The organism is Streptococcus sp. KR, from assembly GCF_002238115.1.
Classification (GTDB): Bacteria; Bacillota; Bacilli; order Lactobacillales; family Streptococcaceae; genus Streptococcus.
In genome coordinates this window covers 63813-85669 of sequence record NZ_NGVM01000012.1, presented here as the reverse complement: position 1 = coordinate 85669, position 21857 = coordinate 63813, and the positions used below count along the sequence as shown (strand labels likewise).

The window sequence follows — 21857 nt, the reverse complement described above, 5'->3', positions numbered from 1 at the left end:
CTCACAGCTCACAGCTCACAGCTCACAGCTCACAGCTCACGCTGATTATGTAATCAAGCGTATTTTTTGTCAAGCCCTAAAACAGACTTTTTCACATTTTTGTGAGAAGGTCTTTTCTGTTGTTTCTCAACTCAATGAGTTGATTGTTGGAGGTGTAAAATGACGCCTCTAGCTATTGATAGAAGTTGGCAATCTGGAAATGAAAGAGCAGACAATTTATTTTTCTGGAGAAATTTCGGTTTTGATGAAAAAGATATTTTAATCGAAAATACTGATGGTATCGTTAACGGATCTCTGTTTGAATTTAAAAATAGCATTGCTGATCTTAATGCTGTGCTTACTCAAGCTATCCACTATCTGTCTAAATTAAGGATTAAAGGTGGTATTCCTATACCAAGCAAAATCGTTTTAGTTGATATTAATAAAAATCGTGCTAGTGTTTATGATGCAACTAAATATCGTTTAGAAATTTTACAAAATTATACGAATAGTGCATCAAAAAATGTAAATCAGAAGACTTTAAAAGATGCTACTAATCCTGAAAAAGTAATTGAATTTGATGTTTTTCAACCAAAGAGCCCTAAAAATCGTGAATTGCGTGAATTATTCCAAATAGACGAGTATCAAAAGTTTGAAATTGGCTTTCCAAACATTTTAGGGTGGGCGAACTACATATACCGTCACGATAAAACAACAACAAAATCTCAAATGTTTGAGATGCTCAAACAACCGTCTAATTCAATAGTCGAAAACTATATCTTACCTTGGTGTGGAGACGAAAGCGATTTTGACACCGTGATGGACGCATTAAATGACCCTGCAAATAGAAAAGATTTAGGAGCGTTTTATACACCATTACCTTATGTTAAAGAAGCAACTAAACTTGTTCGTCAAGCTATTAGCAGTCTTCCTAAAAATATGGACTATGTTATTTTGGATAGATGTGCTGGTACAGGAGCATTAGAGCATTATTTAACTGAAGAAGAGTTAGGCCATGTTATCTTGAATACTTATGAAATAAAAGAATGGCTTGTTTTGTATAACAAATATATTGGAAAGGTGAGGGCTATCATACCACCACTTTCAATTGTACAAGCAAACAAGGGGAACTTAGTAACAGGTGGGGATGCTTTAGCAGAAGAGTTTTTATCGATTCCAATGGAAACAGATGGAAAACATAATACATTACAAGAAATCATAGATGACAAAAATGTTGCGATTATTGGTTTTGAAAATCCCCCTTATTCTAGCGAATTAGCTCGGGCTCAAGAAGGAAATGTTAAATCGATAGATAAATTTAGCTATATAAGGAAATTGATGTCCGATGAATTTGTGGGTGATAGTAACCATGCAAAAGATTTGCTAAATCAATTTGTTTGGTCTTTTGAAAAATACTTTATGAGAGATGAAAACGACTATTATATTTTATTTGCTCCTGTTAAGTATTGGAAATCAGTTGGTCTAATGCAAAAAATCTTTATTAATGGTTTTCTAGCAAACAGAGGGAACTTTAAAGCACAAGAAAGTTCCGTTTTGGTAGCACTTTGGAAAAACGATCAAGATAACGAAACTGAAAGTATTACTGTAACTGCTAAAGAAATATGGAGAGATAATAAAAAATGGGGAACTGGGAAAGGAGCAGCAGTCATTGATGTACCTGAGGATGCTATTCTTAAAGATGTGAAGCATGTCACTATAAAAAAAGTATACAAAACGCTAGGAGAATACTATTCTAAAAAGTTAAAAACAGATGTGTTATCTAAAATTGCTACTGGCTACGATGGTAAAGAAGTACCATTAAAAAGCTATGGAAAACCTGTTTATAATGACAATATTTTAGCGGTTATAGAAGCCAGTGGTTTTGGTACTACTCCGCAGGACATAAGAATGACTAGAATTGCTATTTATCATGGACGAGGTAGTCAAGTTAGAACAAATAATTACGCAGAGCAAACTGCTTTATTTGTTGCCAAGCAATACCCTCAAAAAAACTGGTATGAAAGGGATATTTACTACACAACTGCTGATAAAGAGGATTTGTATACAGAGGATACAGATTTTCTTAGAAAAGCTACATTATGGACTTGTATCTCTCAAAAAAATCATTGTTTGAGCTTTGATGGTTCTGATGGAAAGTTTTATAGTAACGAAATGTGCCTAGATGAGAACTCTCTAGTTCGTAAAGAATTGGTCGAACAAGAAAAATATGGAAAACTTGATAGAGCTGACTTAATGTTGCTAGGCGTCTTTGATGAATTACTTGAACTAGCTAAAAATACTCAAGAATATAATCCAAAATACAATTATGGTACTTATCAAATTGAATTGGACATAAATACATCATACAAAGATGGTAATGATAAAAAGATATTCAACAATGAAAAAGTTAACACTAAACTAAAAGAACTTAAAACAAGGTTAGCTGATTACTATGAGAATGAGCTTGAAAGTAAATTATTTGAGTATGAACTATTGAAATAGTGAGAAGACGATTTCCAAACGGAAATCGTCTTTTTCGATATTGTTGAAATACTACATTTTGTGGTTGGTTTAAACTGGTATATAGTTCCCTTTTATTTAACTGCTTGTGGTTTGCGTAGGTAACCATAGACCACACCACTTACGATTGCTCCTACCAAGACAGAAACGAGGTAAAGAAGAGCATTTGAAGTAAGGGCAATAACGAAGATTCCTCCGTGTGGCGCCATGAGTTTGATACCAGTAAGACCAACGAGTCCACCTGCTACTGCTGAACCAAGGATGAAGCTTGGGATCGCACGAGCTGGGTCAGCGGCACCAAATGGAATTGCTCCCTCAGTGATAAATGACAAGCCCATGATGATGTTTGTCAAACCAGAGTTGCGTTCTTCTTTAGTAAATTTGTCTTTAAAGAGAAGAGTTGCGACAAAGATTGCAAGTGGTGGTACCATTCCTCCAGCCATAACTGCTGCCATAGCCACAGAACCACCTGAAGAAACAGTCGCTGCAAGCGTACCTGTACCAAATACATAAGCCGCTTTGTTGACTGGTCCCCCCATGTCAACAGCCATCATTCCACCAAGGACGATACCGAGAAGGACAGCTGAACCACCTCCAAGACCGCCTAGGAAGTCATTCATAGCAGTGTTGATTGCTGCCATCGGGATGTTAACAGCTAGCATGACAAATCCTGTCAAGATTGTCCCAAGAAGTGGCAAGAGAAGGATTGATTTTGCACCTTCAAGTGAACGAGGAACTTTAACGTATTTCTTGATAGCAAGCACCAAAGCACCTGCGATAAATCCACCCACAAGGGCGCCTAGGAAACCAGATGAGACACCGGCAAGAGTTGAAGTTGCTTCACCACCTGCGGCATAAGGGATTTTCCCAAAGGCAAAACCTTCTTTTGCAATAGCACCAGCCACGAAACCTGCTACCAAACCTGGTTTTTCAGCGATAGAGTAGGCAACATAACCTGCAAAGACTGGAAGCATCAAACCAAAGGCTGCACCACCGATTTTCATGAACATAGAAGCTAACTCATGGTAAGAACCAAGATTGCCAAGTTTTTCATTTGGAACACCCAAAGCGCCGTCAATCAAGAAGGCAAGGGCAATCATGATACCACCGCCAATAACAAATGGCAACATTTGAGATACACCACTCATCAAGTGTTTGTAGAAGGCACCACCAAGGCTTTGTTTTTCGTTAGAGGCTGTTGCAGCTTTTGCACCATTAGCGGCACGGTAGACTTCCGCTTCTCCTGAAAGAGCCAAGTTAATCAATTCTTCTGTTTTACGGATCCCGTCAGCCACTGGACGATTGATCAATGGTTTGCCATCGAAACGATCCATCTCAACCGCCTTGTCTGCAGCTATGATAACAGCTTTAGCCTTGCGGATGTCCTCAGCAGTTAGTTGGTTTCCAACACCGCTAGCACCGTTGGTTTCGACCTTGATACCAACCCCCATTTCAGCAGCCACTTTTTGAAGGGCTTCTTGGGCCATGTAAGTGTGGGCAATACCTGTTGTACAAGCTGTAACAGCAACGATAAAGTCACCAGAGTCATTGGTAGGTGCTTGAACTGGCTCCTCAGCTTTTTCTGAAGCTTGGTTAAAAAGTTCGATAACTTGGTCAGCTGATGTTGCTTGACGAAGTTTATCAGCAAAGCCATCTTTCATCAAGTATTGAGACAATTCTGCCAAGGCTGCCAAGTGAGTATCATTGGCGCCTTCTGGAGCAGCAATCATGAAGAAGAGGTCAGTTGGTTGTCCATCTAAACTTTCATAGTCAACACCCTTGTTTGATTTAGCAAAGAGAACAGTCGCTTCTTTTACAGCAGCATTTTTGCTGTGAGGCATTGCGATTCCATCACCCAGACCAGTAGAAGTGAGAGCTTCACGCGCCAAAATTCCTTCTTTAAATGTTTCAAAATCTGTTACATAACCGTGGTCTGTCAAACTTTTAATCATCTCGTCGATGACAGCTGTTTTTTCAGTTGCCTGCAAATCCAGCAACATGACATCTTTTCTCAATAGGTCTTGAATTTTCATCGTTTTTCTACCTCAACTTTTTCATATGTTTCTTTAATAAATTCTGCCGTTGCCAAGTCATCTGAGAATGTCGTTGCTGTTCCACAAGCAACTCCCCATTTGAAGGATTCTACTACATCTTTAGATTTGACAAATTCACCTGTAAATCCAGCAACCATAGAGTCACCAGCTCCAACTGAATTTTTGACTGTTCCCTTGATAGGTTTGGCGAAGTAAGCTCCCTCAGATGTGACAAGAAGGGCACCATCACCAGCCATAGAGATAATCACATTTTGAGCACCTTTAGCTAGGAGTTCTCGAGCGTATTTCTCAATTTCATCTAAACTTTCGAGTTTCACTCCAAAAATCGCTCCAAGCTCGTGATTATTTGGTTTGACCAAAAGTGGCTGGTAGTCCAAACTATCAATCAAGGTCTGTCCTTCAAAGTCACAAACCACTTGCGCACCAGTCTGCCGCGTCAAGGCAATCAAATCCTTGTAGATGACATTTCCTAGGTTTTTAGCACTCGAACCCGCAAACACAACCGTATCATCTGCTGTCAGACTAGATAAAATAGCTTTCAATTCTTCTAACTGGGCTGGTTCGACATTTGGACCCGTTCCGTTGATTTCTGTCTCTTGGTCTGCTTTGATTTTAACATTGATACGAGTATCTTCTGCCACTTGGACAAAACGTGTCTCGATTGCTTCATCAGCCAAAGTATCTGTGATAAATTTACCAGTAAAACCTCCGATAAATCCAGTCGCTGTATTTGGAATATCCAAGCGTTTCAAGACACGACTGACATTGATTCCTTTCCCTCCAGCAAACTTATCATCACTATCCATTCGATTGACACTACCGACTTGGACTTGGTCCAAACGAACGATATAGTCAATGGATGGATTGAGTGTGACTGTATAAATCATACTTCTATTACCTCCGTTTTCTCCTTAATAGCCTGCAAGAGCTCATGCCCTTGACTTGTGATAACAATAGCTCGTTTGAGTGGTGCTACCTTGGCAAAGCAAGTTTGTCCAATTTTTGACGAATCAACCAAGACATAGGTCTGTTTGGCATTCTCTAAAATAGCGCGCTTCACAGCACCCTCTTCCATATCAGGAGTTGTATAATAGCCATCGTCCACACCATTCATCCCGATAAAGGCACGATCAAAGTGCAATTGGTTAATCTGGTTAAGAGCAACGCCCCCGATGCTAGCATCTGTTGCCATCTTGACACTTCCTCCAACCATGACAGTTGGAATCTGCTTTTCAACCAACTGTGCGGCATGGTGAATCGAGTTGGTCACGACTGTAACATTCTTATTGACCAATTCATGAATCAAAAAAGCAGTTGTTGTTCCAGCATCGATAAAGATGACATCTTGTTCCTTGATGAGAGAGGCTGCTTTCTGAGCCAGCAACTTCTTCTCTTGAAGGTTTTTGACAGATTTTTCTTGAATGGTTTCTTCTTCCTGCAAAGAGTGAGGCAATTCTGCTCCACCATGTACGCGACGAAGCTTGTTTTCCGCTTCCAACTCATCCAAATCTCTTCGAACCGTTGATTCTGAGGTCTCTAGCAAACTAACTAATTTTTCTAGAGAAACTACATGATGTTGATTTAACTCCTCTAAAATCAGTTGCTTCCGCTCTGTTTTTAACACCGAATCACCTCCTGTTATCGTTTACACTATTCATTCTATCACACTTTCTTTCAAAGTCAAGCGCTTTTTGTCATTTTCTTTCAAAATCTATCATTTTTCTTATTTCCAAAATTTTTATTGCAAGATAAGAGCCTTTATGGTAGACTATTTGAGTAAGTATTGGAAGATTACTCAAGAGGCTTAAGAGGCCGTGTTGGAAACGCGGTAGGCGTGTAACAGCGTGCGTGGGTTCGAATCCCATGTCTTCCGTTTATTTTAAAAAAGATACCCAAGAAATCTTGGGTATCTTTTTTCTTATATGCTTGTTTTATAACTCGGGTGAATTTCTTAGAAAATATCAAATAACAATTTCACATTGAGAATTGTTAAGATAATGGAAACGATATAGCCAAGGATGGTATTCCATTTGGCATTGGTAAATTCTCCCATCAGTGATTTCTTAGAAGTTAGATAAATCAGTGGGAAGATTGAAAATGGAAGAGCAATCGAAAGAAAGACTTGTGAATAAACCAATAACTGATCTAATGTTTTTTCCTGATGACCAAACAGAACCGCTACAATCATGACAGGCAACAAGGCAAAGAGACGAGTTGCCAAACGAATGAACCATTGAGGTAATCTCATATGCAAGAAACCTTCCATAACGATTTGTCCAGTCAAGGTACCCGTAATTGTCGAATTTTGACCACTGGCTAATAAAGCCAAGGCAAACAAGGTTGATAAGGTCGAGCTAGCTATAGCTCCTGCAATAGTAGAATCCTGCAAGGCATTATACATTTGAGAGAAGGCAGAAATCTCAGATGCATGGCCGAAAAAGAGAGCCGCCCCGAGAATTAATAGAAGGGAGTTAACCACAAAGGCCAAGGATAATTGGAGATTTGAATCCCAGGTCATAAAGCGCACGGCTTTTCGAACATCATTCTTGTCCTTGTGATTGATTTTCCGAGTTTGTGACAAGGAAGAATGCAAATAGAGGTTATGGGGCATAACCGTTGCTCCCACGATCCCTAGTGCCAAGGTTAATTGACTTTCATGCCCTGGCAAGGGACTTTCAAATAAGGTTGCATTCGGTAGATAACCCTCAACGATTCCTTGGAAGCTTGGATGTGACAAAGCTACCAGATAGGTAAAAATTGCTAGAATGGTTAAAATCAGTGTTGTCACAATAGCTTCAATCTTCTTAAAGCCAAATTTCATCAGAAGCAATAAGAGAAAAACATCCAACACGGTCAAGAGAATTGCTATCATAATCGGAATCTTAAAGAGAAGATTGAGAGCAATCGCTGAACCTAGAACTTCTGCCAGATCTGTCGCCATCAAGGCTAATTCTAAAATCACCCATAGACTATAACGAAGCCATTTAGGTGAATGATGAGCCGTTGCTTGAGCCAGGTCCATCTGGGTTACAATACCAAGCTTTCCTGCCATCTGCTGAAGTTGCATGGCAATGAGAGATGAAATCAAGATAACAAACAAGAGACTATACTTATAGGAAGCACCACCGACTACACTGGTAATCCAGTTTCCTGGATCCATATAACCAACTGCGACAAGAGCACCCGGACCTAAAAAGGCATTTAAATTTTGCCAGAAATGATTGTTATTTGGAGTATCGATAGATTGATTAATCTCAGAGAGTGACACTTTTTTATGAGAAGACATAGATACTTACCTCTTTCTAAACCTACTTTTTCATTATTTTCTATTAGAGAAAAATAAGATTGACTTTAAACTATTAAAACAATGAAAACTATATGAAAAACATTTAGTTTTTTCATTATTTTTCTTAAGGCACCTTAATTATAACAGAAAATATGATAAAAACTTAAGAAAATTCAGGACTTGATTTAATATTTAGGATACAACAAAATGTTGTATTCTTTTTTTGCAAAAGAATACCAAAGAATAAAATAAAAAACGTTGTAAAAACAACGTTTTAGAAAGATTTACAAAACAATGTAAATTATCAATGGAGCCGGTGGGAATCGAACCCACGTCCAAACACCTGCTAACATATTTGTCTACAACCATAGGTTATGTATTCGTTTAACAGTCCCTCGACACATAACTCAAGCCTAGAAACTGCGAGTCTATCAATCTCTTATCAAGCCGCTAGACAAGACTTGATCGTATCTCGCTAATAATAAGACCTGTCATTGAACACGAGCAATCCAAATCGGGTCACGCCTGCTGGTTTTTAGGCAGCTAGAGCGTAAGAAGTGTTATTTTTTGCAGTTATATTTAACTGAGCGTTTACGTCGCCACACGAGTCGCAAAATATGCCTCATAATGCCTGTCGAATCCGTAACGACCCCAAAAGACAATAAAACCATTATACCTTATCTAACACAAAAATGCAAAAAGGAAAGCAATTAACTACAAAAGATAGTCTTTCAAAGATTTTGTCAAAACCTGATAACCAGCAACACTAAGGTGCAACCCATCAGTTGTATAATCTTTTTTGAGTTGACCTGCCTGGTCTGTCAAACTATCAAAAACTGGCACAAATTCTACCTGCATATAGGCTGAAGCAAGCTCTCGATAGGCTTGATTCCATTTCTGGATTTTTTCATTCGTGCGGATATAGACTGTCTGCTTGTACTCCTCTCCCTCATTGACTGGCAAAATGGAAAGCAATTTAATCTCAGTCAATGGATAATCGCGAGTAATGGATTGTATGATAGCTTCGAGATTATTGAGAGCCTCATTCACAGGCACATCTTTTCCGATATCATTTGTCCCAATCAAAAGGACAATTTTATCTACTGCTCCACCATAAAGATGCGCATCAAGATTTTCTAATAACAGCCCTGTCTGATAGCCACGAATTCCTCGATTGACAATCGTCTTTGAAGTCCCAAATAGTTCCTGCAGAGGATAGTATTCGACAATGGAATCCCCAATAAAAAGAATGTCTGGCTCTACAACAGAAACCTGATTTAAGTGACGATACTTGGTTTGGATTTTTTCTTGTTCCTTTAGTAACCAATTTTCTAATAACTGTACTGCCACTTCATTCTCCTTTTTCTAACCAGTTTCCCAAGACTTGATAAACTCCGCCTTGGCTGTTGGCTGGTGCTAGAGCAGTAGCCACAGCTTTGGCTTTATCATCAGCATTTTCCATCGCATAGGCAATTCCAGCCATTTCAAGCATTTCAACATCATTTTCACTGTCACCAAAAGCCATGATTTGTTGGGGAGTCAAGTCCCAACGCTTGAGTAATTCTTCCAAGCCCCATGCTTTATGAATTCCAGCTTGAAGGATATCAATGCAACCATAGCCACTCGATACAGCCCGAACGCGGCCATCAAAGAGGTCATTGATTTCTTCCAAAACCGAACTCAAACGTTCCTCACCAACAACCATACTCATCTTGAGAACACCACCAAAGAGGTCAGAGGTTAATTCATCCACAAATTGCATCCGTTGGTAGAATTTTTCAATCATTTCTGGAGTCATAAAACTTTCAAGGTCTGTAAAAATCGTACCTTCTTTGACGAAACCACCCTTCATCCCCGTTACAACAAACTGATCCTGACACGATCGACCCTCGAAATAAGCCAAGGCCTTATCGACAATGACATCATCCCAAGTCTGAGCCTGAATCAGTTCATTGTTTTCAAAAATACGAGCACCGTTGGCAACCACCAGAACCACTCGATCCACCAAGTGCTCCAGTAGTTGCCTCATACGGTGAATTTCATTGCCCGTAGCGATGACAAAACGAACGCCCCTTTGATCCAACTGATCTAAAATCTTTTCCAAGCGTGGGAGATCAAGCTGGCCTCTAGCATCCAGCAAGGTCCCATCCATATCTGTCGCAATTACTTTAATCGTCATTTACTTTCCTCTGAATTCAAGCTAATCCCACTTCAATCCTACATGTTCGTTCATTTCTTTATAGGCTGCATCAATTCGTTCCTTAGTCGCTTCATCTAACTGATCACGATGACTGCCACCCTCGATAAAATCTTCTAAGATATAGGTTTGATAATGATATAGGGGATATCCTTCTGGTGAAAAGGTTCCCTTTGGTGTTCGATTGACCCAAGTTGGATGAGCTTTAGCTGTGTCAATAGTTGTTTTTCCACCTTTTTTCTTGACAGTTACATCCATAAGAACACCACGCTCTGTCCACTTCGCATTGTCTACACCAGTCATTGTTTCAATACGTTGGTTAGAAATAAAGTTTCCCATAGAATAGATGATAAGTTTTTTCTCTCCATCTTTTTCAACAGTCTCTGATGGCTCAACTACGTGTGGATGGCCTCCAAAGATAATATCCGCTCCCCATTCAATCATCTTGTGGTACAAAACCTTTTGCTCTTCAGTCGGTTCTATGCGATACTCAACCCCCATCTGAGGCATGATAACAGTAATGTCCGCTTCCTTCTCTGCACGCTCAATTTCAGCCTTCATCTTATCTTCGTTTAGGTCTGAAAGATAGCGGTTATAATCTTCTTGAGAAATACTTTGCTCAATTCCATTAAATCCATAAGAATAAGCCAAAAGTGCAACCTTGATACCGTTCACTTCCTTGATAACGAGCGGAGCTTGATCACGTGACTCGTGCGTATAAACTCCAATAGGTGTCATTCCTGCCTTTTCAATTGCATCTGCCGTTGAAATAACTCCTTCAATTTGAGAATCTAAAACATGATTATGGGCTAAATCTAAAACATGATACCCAGCATCTTTAATAGCATCCATTACTTGACCAGGAGCATTAAATAAAGGATAGCCAGCTAGATAATGATCTTTATTAATGGTCCCTTCAAAATCACCTATTGCCAAATCTGCCTGCTTAAGCCAAGGAGTTACGTATTCAAAATTCTCATGAAAATCATAGCTGCCATCTTCCTTTTTAGCTGACATATAGATAATATCATGGTAAAGTAAATCTCCATGGGCCATAATACGAGCACTTGTTTCTTCTTCCTGATCTTTAGAACTTTGATTCGTCTTATGTGCTTCTTGAGAAATGGCATCCTTTTTTTGACTGGTCAAGGGAATTCCTTGGAAACTTTCAAACAACAAGACCAAGCCCATTGATAAAGCAACAGCCAGCAAAAGCACAGCAACAAATCCCTTATTGCTCCACTTACGATAACGTCTAAAAAAGCTGACCAAACCTTTCACAAAACGAAAAACTGGTCCACGTTTATGTCTATCTTGTCTTCTTTGCATCTTCATTCTCCCTACTTTCTAATGCAAGCCTTTTCTTTTTATTATAACACAGATAAGTATTTCTTTCACAACTGAATTGAACTTCCTATCTATTTTATATAAATCCTAAAGGCTGTAATACTTTCAATCCTTGTCATTTTGTGTTATCATGTAGAGGTAATGAAAGGAGAGAAAATGTCTGCTATAGAACGTATTACAAAAGCTGCTCACTTAATTGATATGAAAGATATTATCCGCGAAGGGAACCCAACTCTACGCGCGGTTGCTGAGGAAGTTACTTTCCCCTTGTCTGATCAGGAAATCATCCTTGGTGAAAAGATGATGCAATTCCTCAAACATTCCCAAGATCCTGTCATGGCTGAAAAAATGGGGCTCCGCGGTGGGGTTGGACTTGCTGCTCCTCAATTGGATATCTCAAAACGCATTATCGCTGTTTTGGTGCCAAACATTGTCGAAGAAGGCGAAACTCCACAGGAAGCTTACGACTTGCAAGCTATTATGTACAATCCAAAAATCGTCTCTCACTCTGTTCAAGACGCTGCTCTTGGCGAAGGAGAAGGGTGCCTTTCTGTTGACCGCAACGTACCTGGCTATGTTGTTCGCCATGCCCGCGTTACTGTTGACTACTTTGACAAGGATGGAGAAAAACACCGTATTAAGCTCAAAGGTTACAACTCCATCGTTGTTCAGCATGAAATTGACCACATTAACGGTATCATGTTTTACGATCGTATCAATGAAAAAGACCCATTTGCAGTTAAAGATGGTTTACTAATTCTAGAATAAAGAAAATCCCGTTGTAAGACGGGGTTTTGTGTTATAATAGAGGCATGAAAACAAATGATATTGTCTATGGCGTCCACGCCGTTACCGAAGCACTCCTTGCAAATACTGGCAATAAACTCTACCTTCAAGAAGATCTCCGAGGTAAGAATCTTGAGAAAGTCAAGGAATTGGCTACAGAAAAGAAGGTGTCCATTTCTTGGACTTCAAAAAAATCCCTCTCTGAGATGACTGAAGGTGCTGTCCACCAAGGTTTTGTTCTACGAGTGTCTGAATTTGCCTATAGCGAGCTGGATCACATCCTTGCCAAAACACGCCAAGAAGAAAATCCTTTGCTATTAATTCTGGACGGGCTAACCGACCCCCATAATCTAGGTTCTATCTTGCGAACAGCCGATGCGACCAATGTTTCAGGAGTCATCATTACCAAGCACCGTGCTGTCGGAGTTACTCCTGTCGTTGCTAAAACAGCCACAGGTGCTATTGAGCACGTTCCAATCGCTCGAGTGACCAATCTGAGCCAAACTATGGACAAACTCAAGGATGAAGGATTCTGGACCTTTGGAACGGATATGAATGGTACTCCTTGCCATAAGTGGAATACAAAAGGGAAAATTGCCCTCATCATCGGAAATGAAGGAAAAGGCATCTCTAGCAACATCAAAAAACAGGTAGATGAAATGATTACCATTCCTATGAATGGACATGTTCAAAGCCTTAATGCCAGTGTTGCTGCAGCTATTCTCATGTACGAAGTTTTCCGAAATAGACTATAAAAAAGTTTCCAGTCATCTGATTGGAAACTTTTTTATGATTAACTATGTTCGGTGATAAACTTATAAGCTTCTTGACCAGCGATAGCTCCATCTCCAACTGCTGTTGTTACTTGGCGGAGGTCTTTCAAGCGAACATCTCCAACTGCAAAGATACCGTCAACTGCAGTTTTCATGTGGTTATCTGTCACAATCCATCCAGCCTGATCTTGGATATTCAATTCTTTAACAAAATCGCTAAGAGGGTCCAATCCAACATAGATAAAGACACCACCAAAGGCTTGTTCTGTCACTTGACCTGTTTTCACATTTTCAAATACGACAGATTCTACTCGGTTTTCGCCCTTGATTTCCTTCACTACAGAATCCCAGATAAAGCTGACTTTCTCATTCGCAAAGGCGCGGTCTTGTAAAACCTTTTGAGCACGAAGTTGGTCACGACGGTGAACAACGGTCACAGTCTTAGCAAAACGAGTCAAGAAGAGGGCTTCTTCAACAGCTGAATCTCCACCACCGACTACCAACAAATCTTGGTCACGGAAGAAAGCACCATCACACACGGCACAGTAAGAAACACCACGACTGTTCAGTTCTTCTTCTCCAGGCACTCCCAAAGGACGGTGTTTAGAACCAGTTGCTACGATAACTGTACGAGTTTCATACGTTTGGTCATCAGTAATCACTTTCTTAAAATCACCATGGTCTTGGACATTTTCAACATAACCATAAATGTGCTCAACACCAAGATTTTCAAGCGGTTCAAACATCTTTTCTGCCAATTCTGGCCCACTAATATTAGCGTATCCTGGGTAATTTTCAATATCAGATGTATTATTCATCTGACCACCTGGCAGACCACCTTCAATCAAGGCTACTTTTAGATTGCTTCGAGCAGCATACAAGGCTGCAGTCATTCCTGCAGGTCCAGCACCGATAATAATAGTATCGTACATATAGATTCCTTCTTTCTTGTTGTAACTATCTTTATTCTAACTCTTTCTTGTCAATCAAGCAAGGATTATGCCTTGAAAACAAGAATTAAACTCATAACCGCAAAGGATAATACTGGAACAACCAAGACCCCAATCATAATCATATCATAGAGATGGGCTTGGCGAGCCTTGGCTGTCTTATCAACTCCCGACATAGCTCTCAGTCCAATCCAAATCCCTAAAAAAATCAGGACAAGGATGGTGGTCAAGATCAAACTCTCGAAATATAAAGAAAATAGTTGCAGTAGCATGATTTCTCTCATTTCTATCTTTTTTAAAGAGTAAACTCAGCTAGTCCAGCTAACTGAGTTTTCCTTTATCTATTATATCAAATATAAGTCCGTTTGTAACTAGCGAAGAATTCTTTTGTCCGCTCTTCTTTAGGATGGTGGATAATCTCATCCGGTGTTCCAGACTCGATGATTTTCCCCTTATCTAAGAAGAGAATCTTATCAGCCACTTGGGCTACAAAGGACATGTCATGACTAACTAAAATCATAGTCTGACCTGACTTAGCAGCATCTGCAATAGACTTTTCTACTTCACCGACCAATTCTGGGTCAAGGGCTGAAGTTGGTTCGTCTAAGAGCAAGACATCTGGTTTCATAGCAAGCGCACGCGCTAGGGCAACCCGTTGCTTTTGTCCACCTGATAAATGGCGAGGGTAATGGTTTTCACGATCAGAAAGCCCAACCTTAGCCAACTCTTCCTTGGCAATCTTGGTTGCTTCTTGGTCAGATAATTTCTTGACAACAACCAAGCCTTCTTTTACATTATCAAGTGCTGTTCGGCGTTCAAACAAATTAAACTGTTGGAAAACCATAGACAGCTTACGGCGTAGGGCAAGGATTTCTTCTTGAGTGATTTTAGAAAAATCAACTGAGAAATCATCAATCTGAATAGAGCCACTGTCCGGTGTTTCAAGATAATTGAGACTACGAAGAAAAGTTGATTTTCCAGCTCCTGAAGAACCAATCAAGGCTACAACTTCCCCTTTTTGAATATCCAAGTTCAGATGATCCAAGACAGTCTGTCCTGAAAAGGATTTGCTTAAATTCGAAATCTTAATCATTAACGAAGGTCTCCTTTCACATCTGTTTGCACTGTATCGGGTGCAGAAATAGCCATTTTTCTCTCGATGAAACGACCTAGGCTTTCAATTCCGATATTGACTACCCAATAAACAAGGGCAACGGAGATGAAGCGTTCAAAATAACGATAATCGGCACCACCCAAAATCTGAGCTTGGGCAAAGACTTCCACAACACCCGCACTGAAGGCTAGGGAAGTTCCCTTGGTCAAGCCGATTAGGGAATTGATTAAAGTTGGAGTCGCCACAACGGCCGCATTTGGAATAATCACACGACGATAAACTTGTGCTCGGGTCATACCCAGACTGCGTGCCGCCTCAATCTCACCAGGGTTAACTGAGAGAATGGCTGCACGAATGGTTTCACTGGCATAAGCTGCCTCGTTGAAAGCAAAGGCAACAATCGCAAAAGCAGCAGCTGGAATGGCATTGATATTGAGACCAGTTCCCCATTGCTGATTGAGAGCTTTCAAAGCCAAAGGAATTCCGTAGTAGGTCAACATGAGTTGCACCAAAATCGGTGTCCCCTTTAAGAAACTAACAAAGAAGGCCTGTAAGGGATATAAAATCTTGACACGATTGATTTTCACAATAGCAAAAAGAAGTGCCAAAACCAAGCCAAAAAGGGCACCACCAATTGTCAACATAATCGTTGTTGGAAGTTGTTGGACAATTCTTGGAATTCCATCAAAGACCGAACGCAAGCTAAACAGCTTGCCATCCGGAATCAATTGCATCAAGTTTTGGTACCAATCTGATGCTAAAATCGTTGTAACATTCATAAAAACATCCTCTCCTGATAATGATTCATTCTACCATACTTCTGCCGTCAATGAAATTATTTGCTACGGTCAGATACAGACTTTGTCTACCTACTAGTTTATCATACTTTGAAACAGGGAGGTTATATATTTTATCTATCAAAGAGATAGATAAAAACTATTTCAATCCCAATTCTTCATAAGCTTTTCGATAACCGATTTGCTTAACAGTTCCATTTTCTACTAAAATGGGGCGTTTTAACAACATACCGTCACTTGCTAGCAACTCAGCTGCTTCTTGGTTTGACAGGCTTCCTACCTTATCTTTCAGCCCTAATTCACGGTATTTGATCCCACTGGTGTTGAAAAATTGCTTCAACTCAAAACCCGAGGTTTCTAGCCAGTTTAAAATGACTTCTTGGCTAGGTGTTTCTTCGACGATATGGACGGATTTGTAGTCCACACCTAATTGATTTAATTCTTGTTTTGCTTTTTTACAAGTTGAACATTTTGGATATTCGATAAATTCTAACATATCTTTCACTTTCTATTTTATATCTTTAAAATCTGCTTCTTCATGCTCCAAGAGCCAAGCTTTCTTTTCCACTCCTGCAGCATACCCTGTCAGACGCTTACCTGCTCCTAACACACGATGACAAGGTACTAGGATAGACCAAGGATTGCGTCCCACTGCTCCACCAATTGCTTGAGCAGAGGCCACTTGCAGGTCTTGGGCTATTTGTCCATAGGTCACTGTCTGACCATAAGGAATTCTCTGTAAATAGGACCAAACTCGCTTTTCAAAATCCGTTCCGATTGGAGCCAAAGGCAAGTCGGATAAATCCTGAGGCTTGCCTTTAAAGTAAGCATCTAAGCAAGCAATAACTGGGTCTAAAATGGGATGACTAACAACTGCTTCTATCGTCTCATCTACTAGTCCCCTCTCAAAATGCTTCTGCTCCTGCACCCAAACGCCATACAGATATTGCTCGTCGGCAACCAAAGACAAGGTTCCTATTGGCGAAGAATAGAACATTTTTGCGTACTTCTTTTGCATTATTTCTTTAATTTTTGATAGGCCAAGCGTTCGCCATCAACAGGCACTTTACCAACCTGTTTAAAACCAAGTTTTTCAAAAATATGTTGCATAGCTTTGTTTTCAGCATGCGTATCTGAGCGAAAATCAAGATAGTCAAAACCTTCAATCAAGCCCTCTAAAAAGGTTTGAGCAACTCCCTGTCCCTGGACATCTGCTGCCACAGCAATACGGTGAAAGACCAGGTACTCTGACTCTCCAGCTTGCCAGTTGCCTTCATAAATGGCTTCATAGGCTGCCTCTGGACTCTTGGTCACAGCTGCATAAGCTAGTAGTTCTCCCTCTTCCAAGGCTACGTAGGCTTGACCTGAGATAATATCTTCAATAATAATATCAGCATTTGGATAGCCATTTTGCCACTGGTCACTACCAGCATCTGCTAAATATTTTTTAGCATCTTCCATCACCTGCATGATGGCATCTACTTCATTTGGAAAAGCTAAACGAATCTCCATCTTTTCTCCTCATTTCTGACTAGTTTCTCCCATCATAGCATAATTTAAGTCTTTCTACAAGCAGTTAAAACTTGACTTTCTGTTTTTGTTATTTTATAATCTAGTTATTAAAACTAGATAAAAAGGAGTTGAAAATGAAAACTACCTTTTCCTACCCCAAATGGGCAGAAATTCCAAACATCGACCTCTATCTGGACCAGGTTTTGCTCTATGTCAATCAGGTCTGCGCCCCTGTCTCTCCAGATAAGGACAAGGGGCTAACAGCATCCATGGTCAATAATTATGTGAAACATGGTTACCTGACAAAACCTGACAAGAAAAAATACCAACGCCAACAGATTGCCCGTCTAATTGCTATCACAACCCTCAAGTCTGTATTTTCTATTCAAGAAATCGCTCAGACACTTAATACTCTCCAAAGTCAAGCAAGTTCAGACCAACTCTACGATGCTTTTGTAAACTACATGAACCAAGGAATTGATCCAGCTAACCCCATTATCCAAAGTAGCTGTCAAACCGTTAAACTCTATCATCAAACTCTAGCCTTAATCGATCATACTCAAGAGGAGGTAATCCAATGAACACTAGTCTTAAACTCAGCAAACAACTCAGTTTTGGAGAGGAGATTGCTAATAGCGTGACCCATGCCGTAGGTGCAGTCATCATGCTCATCTTACTCCCCATTTCATCCACCTATAGTTATGAGGCACACGGATTTTTATCCTCTATCGGCGTTTCCATTTTCGTTATTAGTCTCTTTCTCATGTTTCTATCATCCACCATTTATCACTCTATGGCCTATGGTTCAACCCACAAATATGTCTTGAGAATCATCGACCATTCGATGATTTATGTGGCTATCGCAGGCTCATACACGCCCGTCGTCTTGACCTTAATGAATAACTGGTTTGGCTATCTGATTATTGCTATCCAGTGGGGAACGACCATCTTTGGTATTCTCTATAAAATCTTTGCTAAAAAAGTCAATGAGAAATTTAGCCTTGCTCTTTACCTGATTATGGGCTGGTTGGTTCTGGCTATCATTCCTGCCATTATCAGTCAAACAACGCCAATTTTCTGGAGTCTCATGGTAACTGGTGGACTCTGTTATACAGTTGGAGCTGGATTTTACGCCAAGAAAAAACCTTATTTCCACATGATTTGGCATCTCTTTATCCTAGCAGCATCTGCCCTCCAATACATCGCCATTGTTTATTACATGTAAAAAAGTTGAGAAACTCAGTCTCAACTTTTTTCTTTACACATATTGATAAAGTACTGGTGCAAACGCACATCATCAGTCAGTTCTGGATGAAAAGAAGTTACCAGCATATTTTTTTCTTGGGCTGCAACGATTTGATTATCAACTGTTGCTAAAATTTCTACATCTTCTCCAACACTACTGATAATTGGACCACGAATAAAGGTCATTGGAATCTGACCGACTCCCTTACATTCTGCTTCCGTGTAGAAACTTCCTAATTGGCGCCCATAAGCATTGCGCTCAACCACCATATCCATAGTTCCTAGATGACTTTCTTTCTGAGAAGAAATTTCTTTAGCTAAGAGAATCAAGCCTGCGCAGGTTCCAAAGGCTGGTAAACCAGATAGAATGGCTTCTCGAATGGGAAGCAGCATGTTTTGGTCTCGTAAGAGCTTGCCCATGGTTGTAGACTCCCCACCAGGCAAAATCAAACCTGACAAGTCACTCTGATGTTTCTGAAAATCATCTAAATTTCTGATTTCGACACTAACGACTCCTAGTTTATCTAGCACTTTTGCATGTTCTGCAAAGGCACCTTGCAAGGCCAATATTCCAATTTTCATCTATTTTCCTCGCTCAGCCATGAGAATTTGGATTTCATTTTCATTGATACCAACCATGGCTTCTCCTAAATCTTCAGAGATTTGAGCTAGAATTTGAGGATTACGGAAGTTAGTCACCGCTTTGACAATAGCACTCGCTCGTTTAACAGGATCTCCTGACTTAAAAATACCTGAACCGACAAAGACGCCCTCTGCTCCCAATTGCATCATCAGCGCGGCATCTGCTGGCGTTGCAACGCCTCCAGCCGCAAAGTTTACAACTGGCAATTTTCCATGTTCATGGACATATTGAACCAATTCTACAGGGACTTGTAAGTCCTTGGCGGCAACATAAAGTTCGTCCTCACGTAGGTTTTGAATGCGGCGAATTTCCTGATTCATCATACGCATATGACGAACGGCTTGAACGATATCCCCCGTACCCGGTTCTCCTTTGGTACGAATCATAGAAGCTCCTTCAGCAATACGACGCAAGGCTTCTCCCAAATCCTTAGCCCCACAGACAAAAGGAACTTGGAATTCTTTTTTGTCCACATGGAAACGATCGTCTGCTGGAGATAAAACTTCACTCTCATCAATATAGTCAATCTCAATAGCCTCTAAAATCTGAGCTTCAACAAAGTGCCCGATTCTGACCTTGGCCATCACTGGAATACTAACCGCTTCTTGGATTTCCTTAATCATCTTTGGATCACTCATACGGGAAACACCACCAGCTGCACGAATATCAGCTGGAATTCGCTCCAAGGCCATAACAGCAGCCGCACCAGCGGCCTCTGCAATACGAGCCTGTTCAGGGTTCTGAACGTCCATGATAACCCCACCTTTGAGCATCTGTGCCAAGTTTTTATTTAGTTCATAACGATTTTCAGTCATTTCTTTATCCTCATCATTTGTATTGGTAGCTACCATTTCATTTTAAGTTAGATTAAAATGAAGTACAAGATAAAAAAAACGTAATTGTATGGGTACAGAATAGTTAAAAAACTATCTGGCCTTAACTTAAGGTCAGATAGCTCATTCATTTTTATTTTTCAGCTGTAAGTGCAGCCATTGTGATGTAGTTGTATGGTTTGTTGAAGTGTGGCAAGAAGAATAGGTCTGTCAATGCCAACTTATCAATTGTCACATGCTCTTGGATAGCAAGTGAGAACATGTGGATTCCCATGCTGATTGCAGAATCGTGTGAAACCATTTGTGCACCAAGAATTTCACGGCTATCTTTGTCAAAGACAATCTTGATGGCAACTTCATGGTTGTCATGTTTCATGAATTCTGGTTTTTGAAGATCGTTAAAGCCTGTTTCAGTTGCATTGTAACCAGCAGCTTTAGCTTTTTCAAGAGTCAAACCAGTTGAAACCATGTGAAGACCGTAGATTGAGATACCATTTGAACCTTGAACACCGATTCCTTCCAATTCATGTCCACATGCGTTATATGCACCAACGATACCAGTACGAACAGCATTTGAAGCAAGAGCGATGTAGCTAGTGTCTTTACGAGCGTTGTCATAAACAGTCGCACAGTCACCTACTGCGTAAACGCCTGGGATAGATGTTTCTTGTTTCTTGTCTACAAGGAAGGCACCGTTACGGAAGAGTTCAATCTTACCATCAGCAAGGGCTGTGTTTGGACGGAAACCAACTGCAAGGATAACCATATCCACATCGAAAGTTTCTTTATCAGTAATCAAGCGTTCAACTTTACCGTCACCCTCAATTGCTTTAACAGTTTGACCAAGCGCCAAGCGGATGTTGTGGTCTTCCAAGTTCTTCGCCATCATTTGTGTGAAGTCTTTGTCATAGTAACCGTTCAAGACAGTATCAACGATATCAACAAGGATAACTTCTTTTCCAAGACGTTCAAAGGCTTCAGCAAGTTCAACACCGATATAACCACCACCAACAACGGCGATACGGTCAAGGTGTTGACTCTTATCAGACAATTTGTGAATCACTTCTTCAGCGTTTTGGTACAATTTAACGAATTGTACATTTTCAAGAGTTGCTTTAAATTCGCGGTTTCCTTTAACAATTTCAACACCTTCGATTGGTGGCAAGATTGGTGTAGAACCTGTAGCGAAAATCAATTTCTCGTATGATTCTTTGTGCTCTTTCCCTTCAACTTCTGCTGTAACTACTTTGTTATCATAGTCGATTGAAAGAACTGGTGAGTTCATGTAAACCTTAGCACCTTTAGCTTCCAATTTTTCTTTATCAGAATAGAACAAGCCTTCAGCACCATCAATTTGTTCACCAATCCAAAGGGCCATTCCACATCCTAAGAAAGAGATGTTAGAGTTTTGGTCAAAAACAACGATTTCGTTCTCGTTTCCAAAATTATCCAACATAGTATTAATACATGCTGTACCAGCGTGGTTAGCACCAACTACAACGATTTTACTCATAGAAAAATTCCTACCTTCAATTTTAAATTTACTCTTCTAGTATAACATTTACTGTTAGCGTTTACAAGAGTTTAGCTAATTTTCCCGATTTTTTTGTAAAAAAATGTAAATAATCTGTATTTTATCAGCCTTTCTTACAATTACTCTTTATTTTCTGAGCATATTTCTTGACAAGTTTACAAATTTCATTTGTGAAAACGCTGACTTTATGGTATGCTAGTATCATGGAAAGAAAATGTAAGGGGTTAAATTTAATATAAATTTACTATATTTCAGCCTTCTTTTCATAAGAGAAAGGAGTTGGTAGC

The 21857-nt window shown here is 40.0% G+C and carries 22 protein-coding genes, 1 tRNA gene and 1 other RNA gene; 6 read left to right on the top strand and 18 right to left on the bottom strand.

Annotated features, from left to right (window positions below):
* Window positions 1–159: 159 nt before the first annotated feature.
* Window positions 160–2481: a hypothetical protein gene (locus CBI42_RS06670; RefSeq protein ID WP_094753564.1), complete on the top strand. Its 2322-nt coding sequence runs from the start codon at window positions 160–162 to the stop codon at window positions 2479–2481.
* A gap of 92 nt (window positions 2482–2573) precedes the next feature.
* Here CBI42_RS06670 and CBI42_RS06665 read toward each other — a convergent pair whose 3' ends face one another.
* Genes CBI42_RS06665 through CBI42_RS06655 form a run of 3 tightly spaced genes read right to left on the bottom strand, consistent with a single transcriptional unit; the run spans window position 2574 to window position 6177 of the window.
* The gene (locus CBI42_RS06665; protein WP_094753563.1) at window positions 2574–4532 is read right to left on the bottom strand and encodes a PTS fructose transporter subunit IIABC; all 1959 of its coding nucleotides are present in this window, start codon (window positions 4530–4532) and stop codon (window positions 2574–2576) included.
* The gene (gene pfkB / locus CBI42_RS06660; RefSeq protein ID WP_070527933.1) at window positions 4529–5440 is read right to left on the bottom strand and encodes a 1-phosphofructokinase; all 912 of its coding nucleotides are present in this window, start codon (window positions 5438–5440) and stop codon (window positions 4529–4531) included. Before pfkB ends, CBI42_RS06665 begins: the two co-directional genes overlap by 4 nt.
* Window positions 5437–6177, bottom strand: a complete 741-nt coding sequence (locus CBI42_RS06655; RefSeq protein WP_000920654.1) for a DeoR/GlpR family DNA-binding transcription regulator — start codon at window positions 6175–6177, stop codon at window positions 5437–5439. The genes pfkB and CBI42_RS06655 overlap by 4 nt, the downstream gene beginning before the upstream one ends.
* A gap of 161 nt (window positions 6178–6338) precedes the next feature.
* Here CBI42_RS06655 and CBI42_RS06650 point away from each other — a divergent pair.
* Window positions 6339–6426, top strand: a tRNA-Ser gene (locus tag CBI42_RS06650).
* A gap of 78 nt (window positions 6427–6504) precedes the next feature.
* Here the strand turns inward: CBI42_RS06650 and CBI42_RS06645 are convergent.
* The 5 genes from CBI42_RS06645 to CBI42_RS06625 all read right to left on the bottom strand — a co-directional run bounded on the left by CBI42_RS06645 (window position 6505) and on the right by CBI42_RS06625 (window position 11365).
* On the bottom strand, window positions 6505–7839 hold the full coding sequence (locus tag CBI42_RS06645) for an Nramp family divalent metal transporter (RefSeq protein ID WP_000094601.1): 1335 nt from the start codon (window positions 7837–7839) through the stop codon (window positions 6505–6507).
* Between the two features lie 305 nt (window positions 7840–8144).
* Window positions 8145–8492, bottom strand: a transfer-messenger RNA (tmRNA) gene (gene ssrA, locus CBI42_RS06640).
* Between the two features lie 61 nt (window positions 8493–8553).
* Window positions 8554–9189, bottom strand: a complete 636-nt coding sequence (locus CBI42_RS06635; protein ID WP_094753562.1) for an SGNH/GDSL hydrolase family protein — start codon at window positions 9187–9189, stop codon at window positions 8554–8556.
* Between the two features lies 1 nt (window position 9190).
* Window positions 9191–10018: an HAD family hydrolase gene (locus CBI42_RS06630; RefSeq protein ID WP_094753561.1), complete on the bottom strand. Its 828-nt coding sequence runs from the start codon at window positions 10016–10018 to the stop codon at window positions 9191–9193.
* A 21-nt stretch (window positions 10019–10039) separates the two neighbouring features.
* Entirely contained in the window at window positions 10040–11365 is a 1326-nt protein-coding gene (locus CBI42_RS06625) for a CapA family protein (protein WP_094753567.1), read from the bottom strand.
* Between the two features lie 174 nt (window positions 11366–11539).
* Between CBI42_RS06625 and def the strand changes: the two genes are divergently transcribed.
* Both def and rlmB read left to right on the top strand, forming a co-directional pair.
* Window positions 11540–12151 (top strand): peptide deformylase, encoded by a 612-nt coding sequence (gene def, locus CBI42_RS06620; RefSeq protein WP_049500103.1) that lies wholly within the window; start codon window positions 11540–11542, stop codon window positions 12149–12151.
* 44 nt (window positions 12152–12195) lie between these two features.
* The gene (rlmB, locus tag CBI42_RS06615) at window positions 12196–12924 is read left to right on the top strand and encodes a 23S rRNA (guanosine(2251)-2'-O)-methyltransferase RlmB (protein ID WP_094753560.1); all 729 of its coding nucleotides are present in this window, start codon (window positions 12196–12198) and stop codon (window positions 12922–12924) included.
* A 38-nt stretch (window positions 12925–12962) separates the two neighbouring features.
* On the opposite strand, the gene trxB is transcribed toward rlmB, so the two are convergent.
* The 7 genes from trxB to CBI42_RS06580 all read right to left on the bottom strand — a co-directional run bounded on the left by trxB (window position 12963) and on the right by CBI42_RS06580 (window position 17315).
* A complete protein-coding gene (trxB, locus tag CBI42_RS06610; protein ID WP_094753559.1) occupies window positions 12963–13874 on the bottom strand; it encodes a thioredoxin-disulfide reductase in 912 nt (303 codons plus the stop codon).
* A gap of 65 nt (window positions 13875–13939) precedes the next feature.
* Window positions 13940–14164, bottom strand: a complete 225-nt coding sequence (locus tag CBI42_RS06605; RefSeq protein WP_000926599.1) for a DUF4059 family protein — start codon at window positions 14162–14164, stop codon at window positions 13940–13942.
* Between the two features lie 77 nt (window positions 14165–14241).
* The gene (locus CBI42_RS06600; protein ID WP_000590982.1) at window positions 14242–14985 is read right to left on the bottom strand and encodes an amino acid ABC transporter ATP-binding protein; all 744 of its coding nucleotides are present in this window, start codon (window positions 14983–14985) and stop codon (window positions 14242–14244) included.
* Window positions 14985–15785 carry an amino acid ABC transporter permease gene (locus CBI42_RS06595; RefSeq protein ID WP_001103449.1) on the bottom strand — a complete coding sequence of 267 codons (801 nt, stop codon included), beginning with the start codon at window positions 15783–15785 and terminating at the stop codon, window positions 14985–14987. Before CBI42_RS06595 ends, CBI42_RS06600 begins: the two co-directional genes overlap by 1 nt.
* Window positions 15786–15942: 157 nt before the next feature.
* Window positions 15943–16299 carry an arsenate reductase family protein gene (locus CBI42_RS06590; RefSeq protein WP_094753558.1) on the bottom strand — a complete coding sequence of 119 codons (357 nt, stop codon included), beginning with the start codon at window positions 16297–16299 and terminating at the stop codon, window positions 15943–15945.
* 12 nt (window positions 16300–16311) lie between these two features.
* A complete protein-coding gene (locus CBI42_RS06585) occupies window positions 16312–16821 on the bottom strand; it encodes a methylated-DNA--[protein]-cysteine S-methyltransferase (protein WP_049492194.1) in 510 nt (169 codons plus the stop codon).
* On the bottom strand, window positions 16821–17315 hold the full coding sequence (locus CBI42_RS06580) for a GNAT family N-acetyltransferase (protein WP_045607171.1): 495 nt from the start codon (window positions 17313–17315) through the stop codon (window positions 16821–16823). Before CBI42_RS06580 ends, CBI42_RS06585 begins: the two co-directional genes overlap by 1 nt.
* A gap of 134 nt (window positions 17316–17449) precedes the next feature.
* Between CBI42_RS06580 and CBI42_RS06575 the strand changes: the two genes are divergently transcribed.
* Both CBI42_RS06575 and trhA read left to right on the top strand, forming a co-directional pair.
* Window positions 17450–17896 carry a DUF1836 domain-containing protein gene (locus CBI42_RS06575; RefSeq protein ID WP_049487826.1) on the top strand — a complete coding sequence of 149 codons (447 nt, stop codon included), beginning with the start codon at window positions 17450–17452 and terminating at the stop codon, window positions 17894–17896.
* A complete protein-coding gene (gene trhA / locus CBI42_RS06570) occupies window positions 17893–18540 on the top strand; it encodes a PAQR family membrane homeostasis protein TrhA (protein ID WP_001097996.1) in 648 nt (215 codons plus the stop codon). The genes CBI42_RS06575 and trhA overlap by 4 nt, the downstream gene beginning before the upstream one ends.
* A gap of 20 nt (window positions 18541–18560) precedes the next feature.
* On the opposite strand, the gene pdxT is transcribed toward trhA, so the two are convergent.
* The 3 genes from pdxT to nox all read right to left on the bottom strand — a co-directional run bounded on the left by pdxT (window position 18561) and on the right by nox (window position 21549).
* On the bottom strand, window positions 18561–19142 hold the full coding sequence (gene pdxT, locus CBI42_RS06565; RefSeq protein WP_049487824.1) for a pyridoxal 5'-phosphate synthase glutaminase subunit PdxT: 582 nt from the start codon (window positions 19140–19142) through the stop codon (window positions 18561–18563).
* Window positions 19143–20018 (bottom strand): pyridoxal 5'-phosphate synthase lyase subunit PdxS, encoded by an 876-nt coding sequence (pdxS, locus tag CBI42_RS06560; RefSeq protein WP_000138517.1) that lies wholly within the window; start codon window positions 20016–20018, stop codon window positions 19143–19145.
* A gap of 151 nt (window positions 20019–20169) precedes the next feature.
* Window positions 20170–21549, bottom strand: coding sequence for a H2O-forming NADH oxidase (gene nox, locus CBI42_RS06555; RefSeq protein ID WP_094753557.1), 1380 nt, complete (start codon window positions 21547–21549; stop codon window positions 20170–20172).
* Between the last annotated feature and the right edge of the window lie 308 nt (window positions 21550–21857).

Excerpts from the sequence above, each read along its gene's own strand:
- pfkB (WP_070527933.1), bottom strand. The coding sequence starts at position 5,440 with ATGATTTATACAGTCACACTCAATCCATCCATTGACTATATCGTTCGT.
- CBI42_RS06590 (WP_094753558.1), bottom strand. The coding sequence starts at position 16,299 with ATGTTAGAATTTATCGAATATCCAAAATGTTCAACTTGTAAAAAAGCA.
- CBI42_RS06630 (WP_094753561.1), bottom strand. The coding sequence starts at position 10,018 with ATGACGATTAAAGTAATTGCGACAGATATGGATGGGACCTTGCTGGAT.
- CBI42_RS06645 (WP_000094601.1), bottom strand. The coding sequence starts at position 7,839 with ATGTCTTCTCATAAAAAAGTGTCACTCTCTGAGATTAATCAATCTATC.
- CBI42_RS06605 (WP_000926599.1), bottom strand. The coding sequence starts at position 14,164 with ATGCTACTGCAACTATTTTCTTTATATTTCGAGAGTTTGATCTTGACC.
- nox (WP_094753557.1), bottom strand. The coding sequence starts at position 21,549 with ATGAGTAAAATCGTTGTAGTTGGTGCTAACCACGCTGGTACAGCATGT.
- rlmB (WP_094753560.1), top strand. The coding sequence starts at position 12,196 with ATGAAAACAAATGATATTGTCTATGGCGTCCACGCCGTTACCGAAGCA.
- CBI42_RS06600 (WP_000590982.1), bottom strand. The coding sequence starts at position 14,985 with ATGATTAAGATTTCGAATTTAAGCAAATCCTTTTCAGGACAGACTGTC.
- CBI42_RS06625 (WP_094753567.1), bottom strand. The coding sequence starts at position 11,365 with ATGCAAAGAAGACAAGATAGACATAAACGTGGACCAGTTTTTCGTTTT.
- CBI42_RS06575 (WP_049487826.1), top strand. The coding sequence starts at position 17,450 with ATGAAAACTACCTTTTCCTACCCCAAATGGGCAGAAATTCCAAACATC.
- CBI42_RS06585 (WP_049492194.1), bottom strand. The coding sequence starts at position 16,821 with ATGCAAAAGAAGTACGCAAAAATGTTCTATTCTTCGCCAATAGGAACC.
- CBI42_RS06670 (WP_094753564.1), top strand. The coding sequence starts at position 160 with ATGACGCCTCTAGCTATTGATAGAAGTTGGCAATCTGGAAATGAAAGA.
- pdxT (WP_049487824.1), bottom strand. The coding sequence starts at position 19,142 with ATGAAAATTGGAATATTGGCCTTGCAAGGTGCCTTTGCAGAACATGCA.
- pdxS (WP_000138517.1), bottom strand. The coding sequence starts at position 20,018 with ATGACTGAAAATCGTTATGAACTAAATAAAAACTTGGCACAGATGCTC.
- CBI42_RS06580 (WP_045607171.1), bottom strand. The coding sequence starts at position 17,315 with ATGGAGATTCGTTTAGCTTTTCCAAATGAAGTAGATGCCATCATGCAG.
- trxB (WP_094753559.1), bottom strand. The coding sequence starts at position 13,874 with ATGTACGATACTATTATTATCGGTGCTGGACCTGCAGGAATGACTGCA.
- CBI42_RS06595 (WP_001103449.1), bottom strand. The coding sequence starts at position 15,785 with ATGAATGTTACAACGATTTTAGCATCAGATTGGTACCAAAACTTGATG.
- def (WP_049500103.1), top strand. The coding sequence starts at position 11,540 with ATGTCTGCTATAGAACGTATTACAAAAGCTGCTCACTTAATTGATATG.
- trhA (WP_001097996.1), top strand. The coding sequence starts at position 17,893 with ATGAACACTAGTCTTAAACTCAGCAAACAACTCAGTTTTGGAGAGGAG.
- CBI42_RS06665 (WP_094753563.1), bottom strand. The coding sequence starts at position 4,532 with ATGAAAATTCAAGACCTATTGAGAAAAGATGTCATGTTGCTGGATTTG.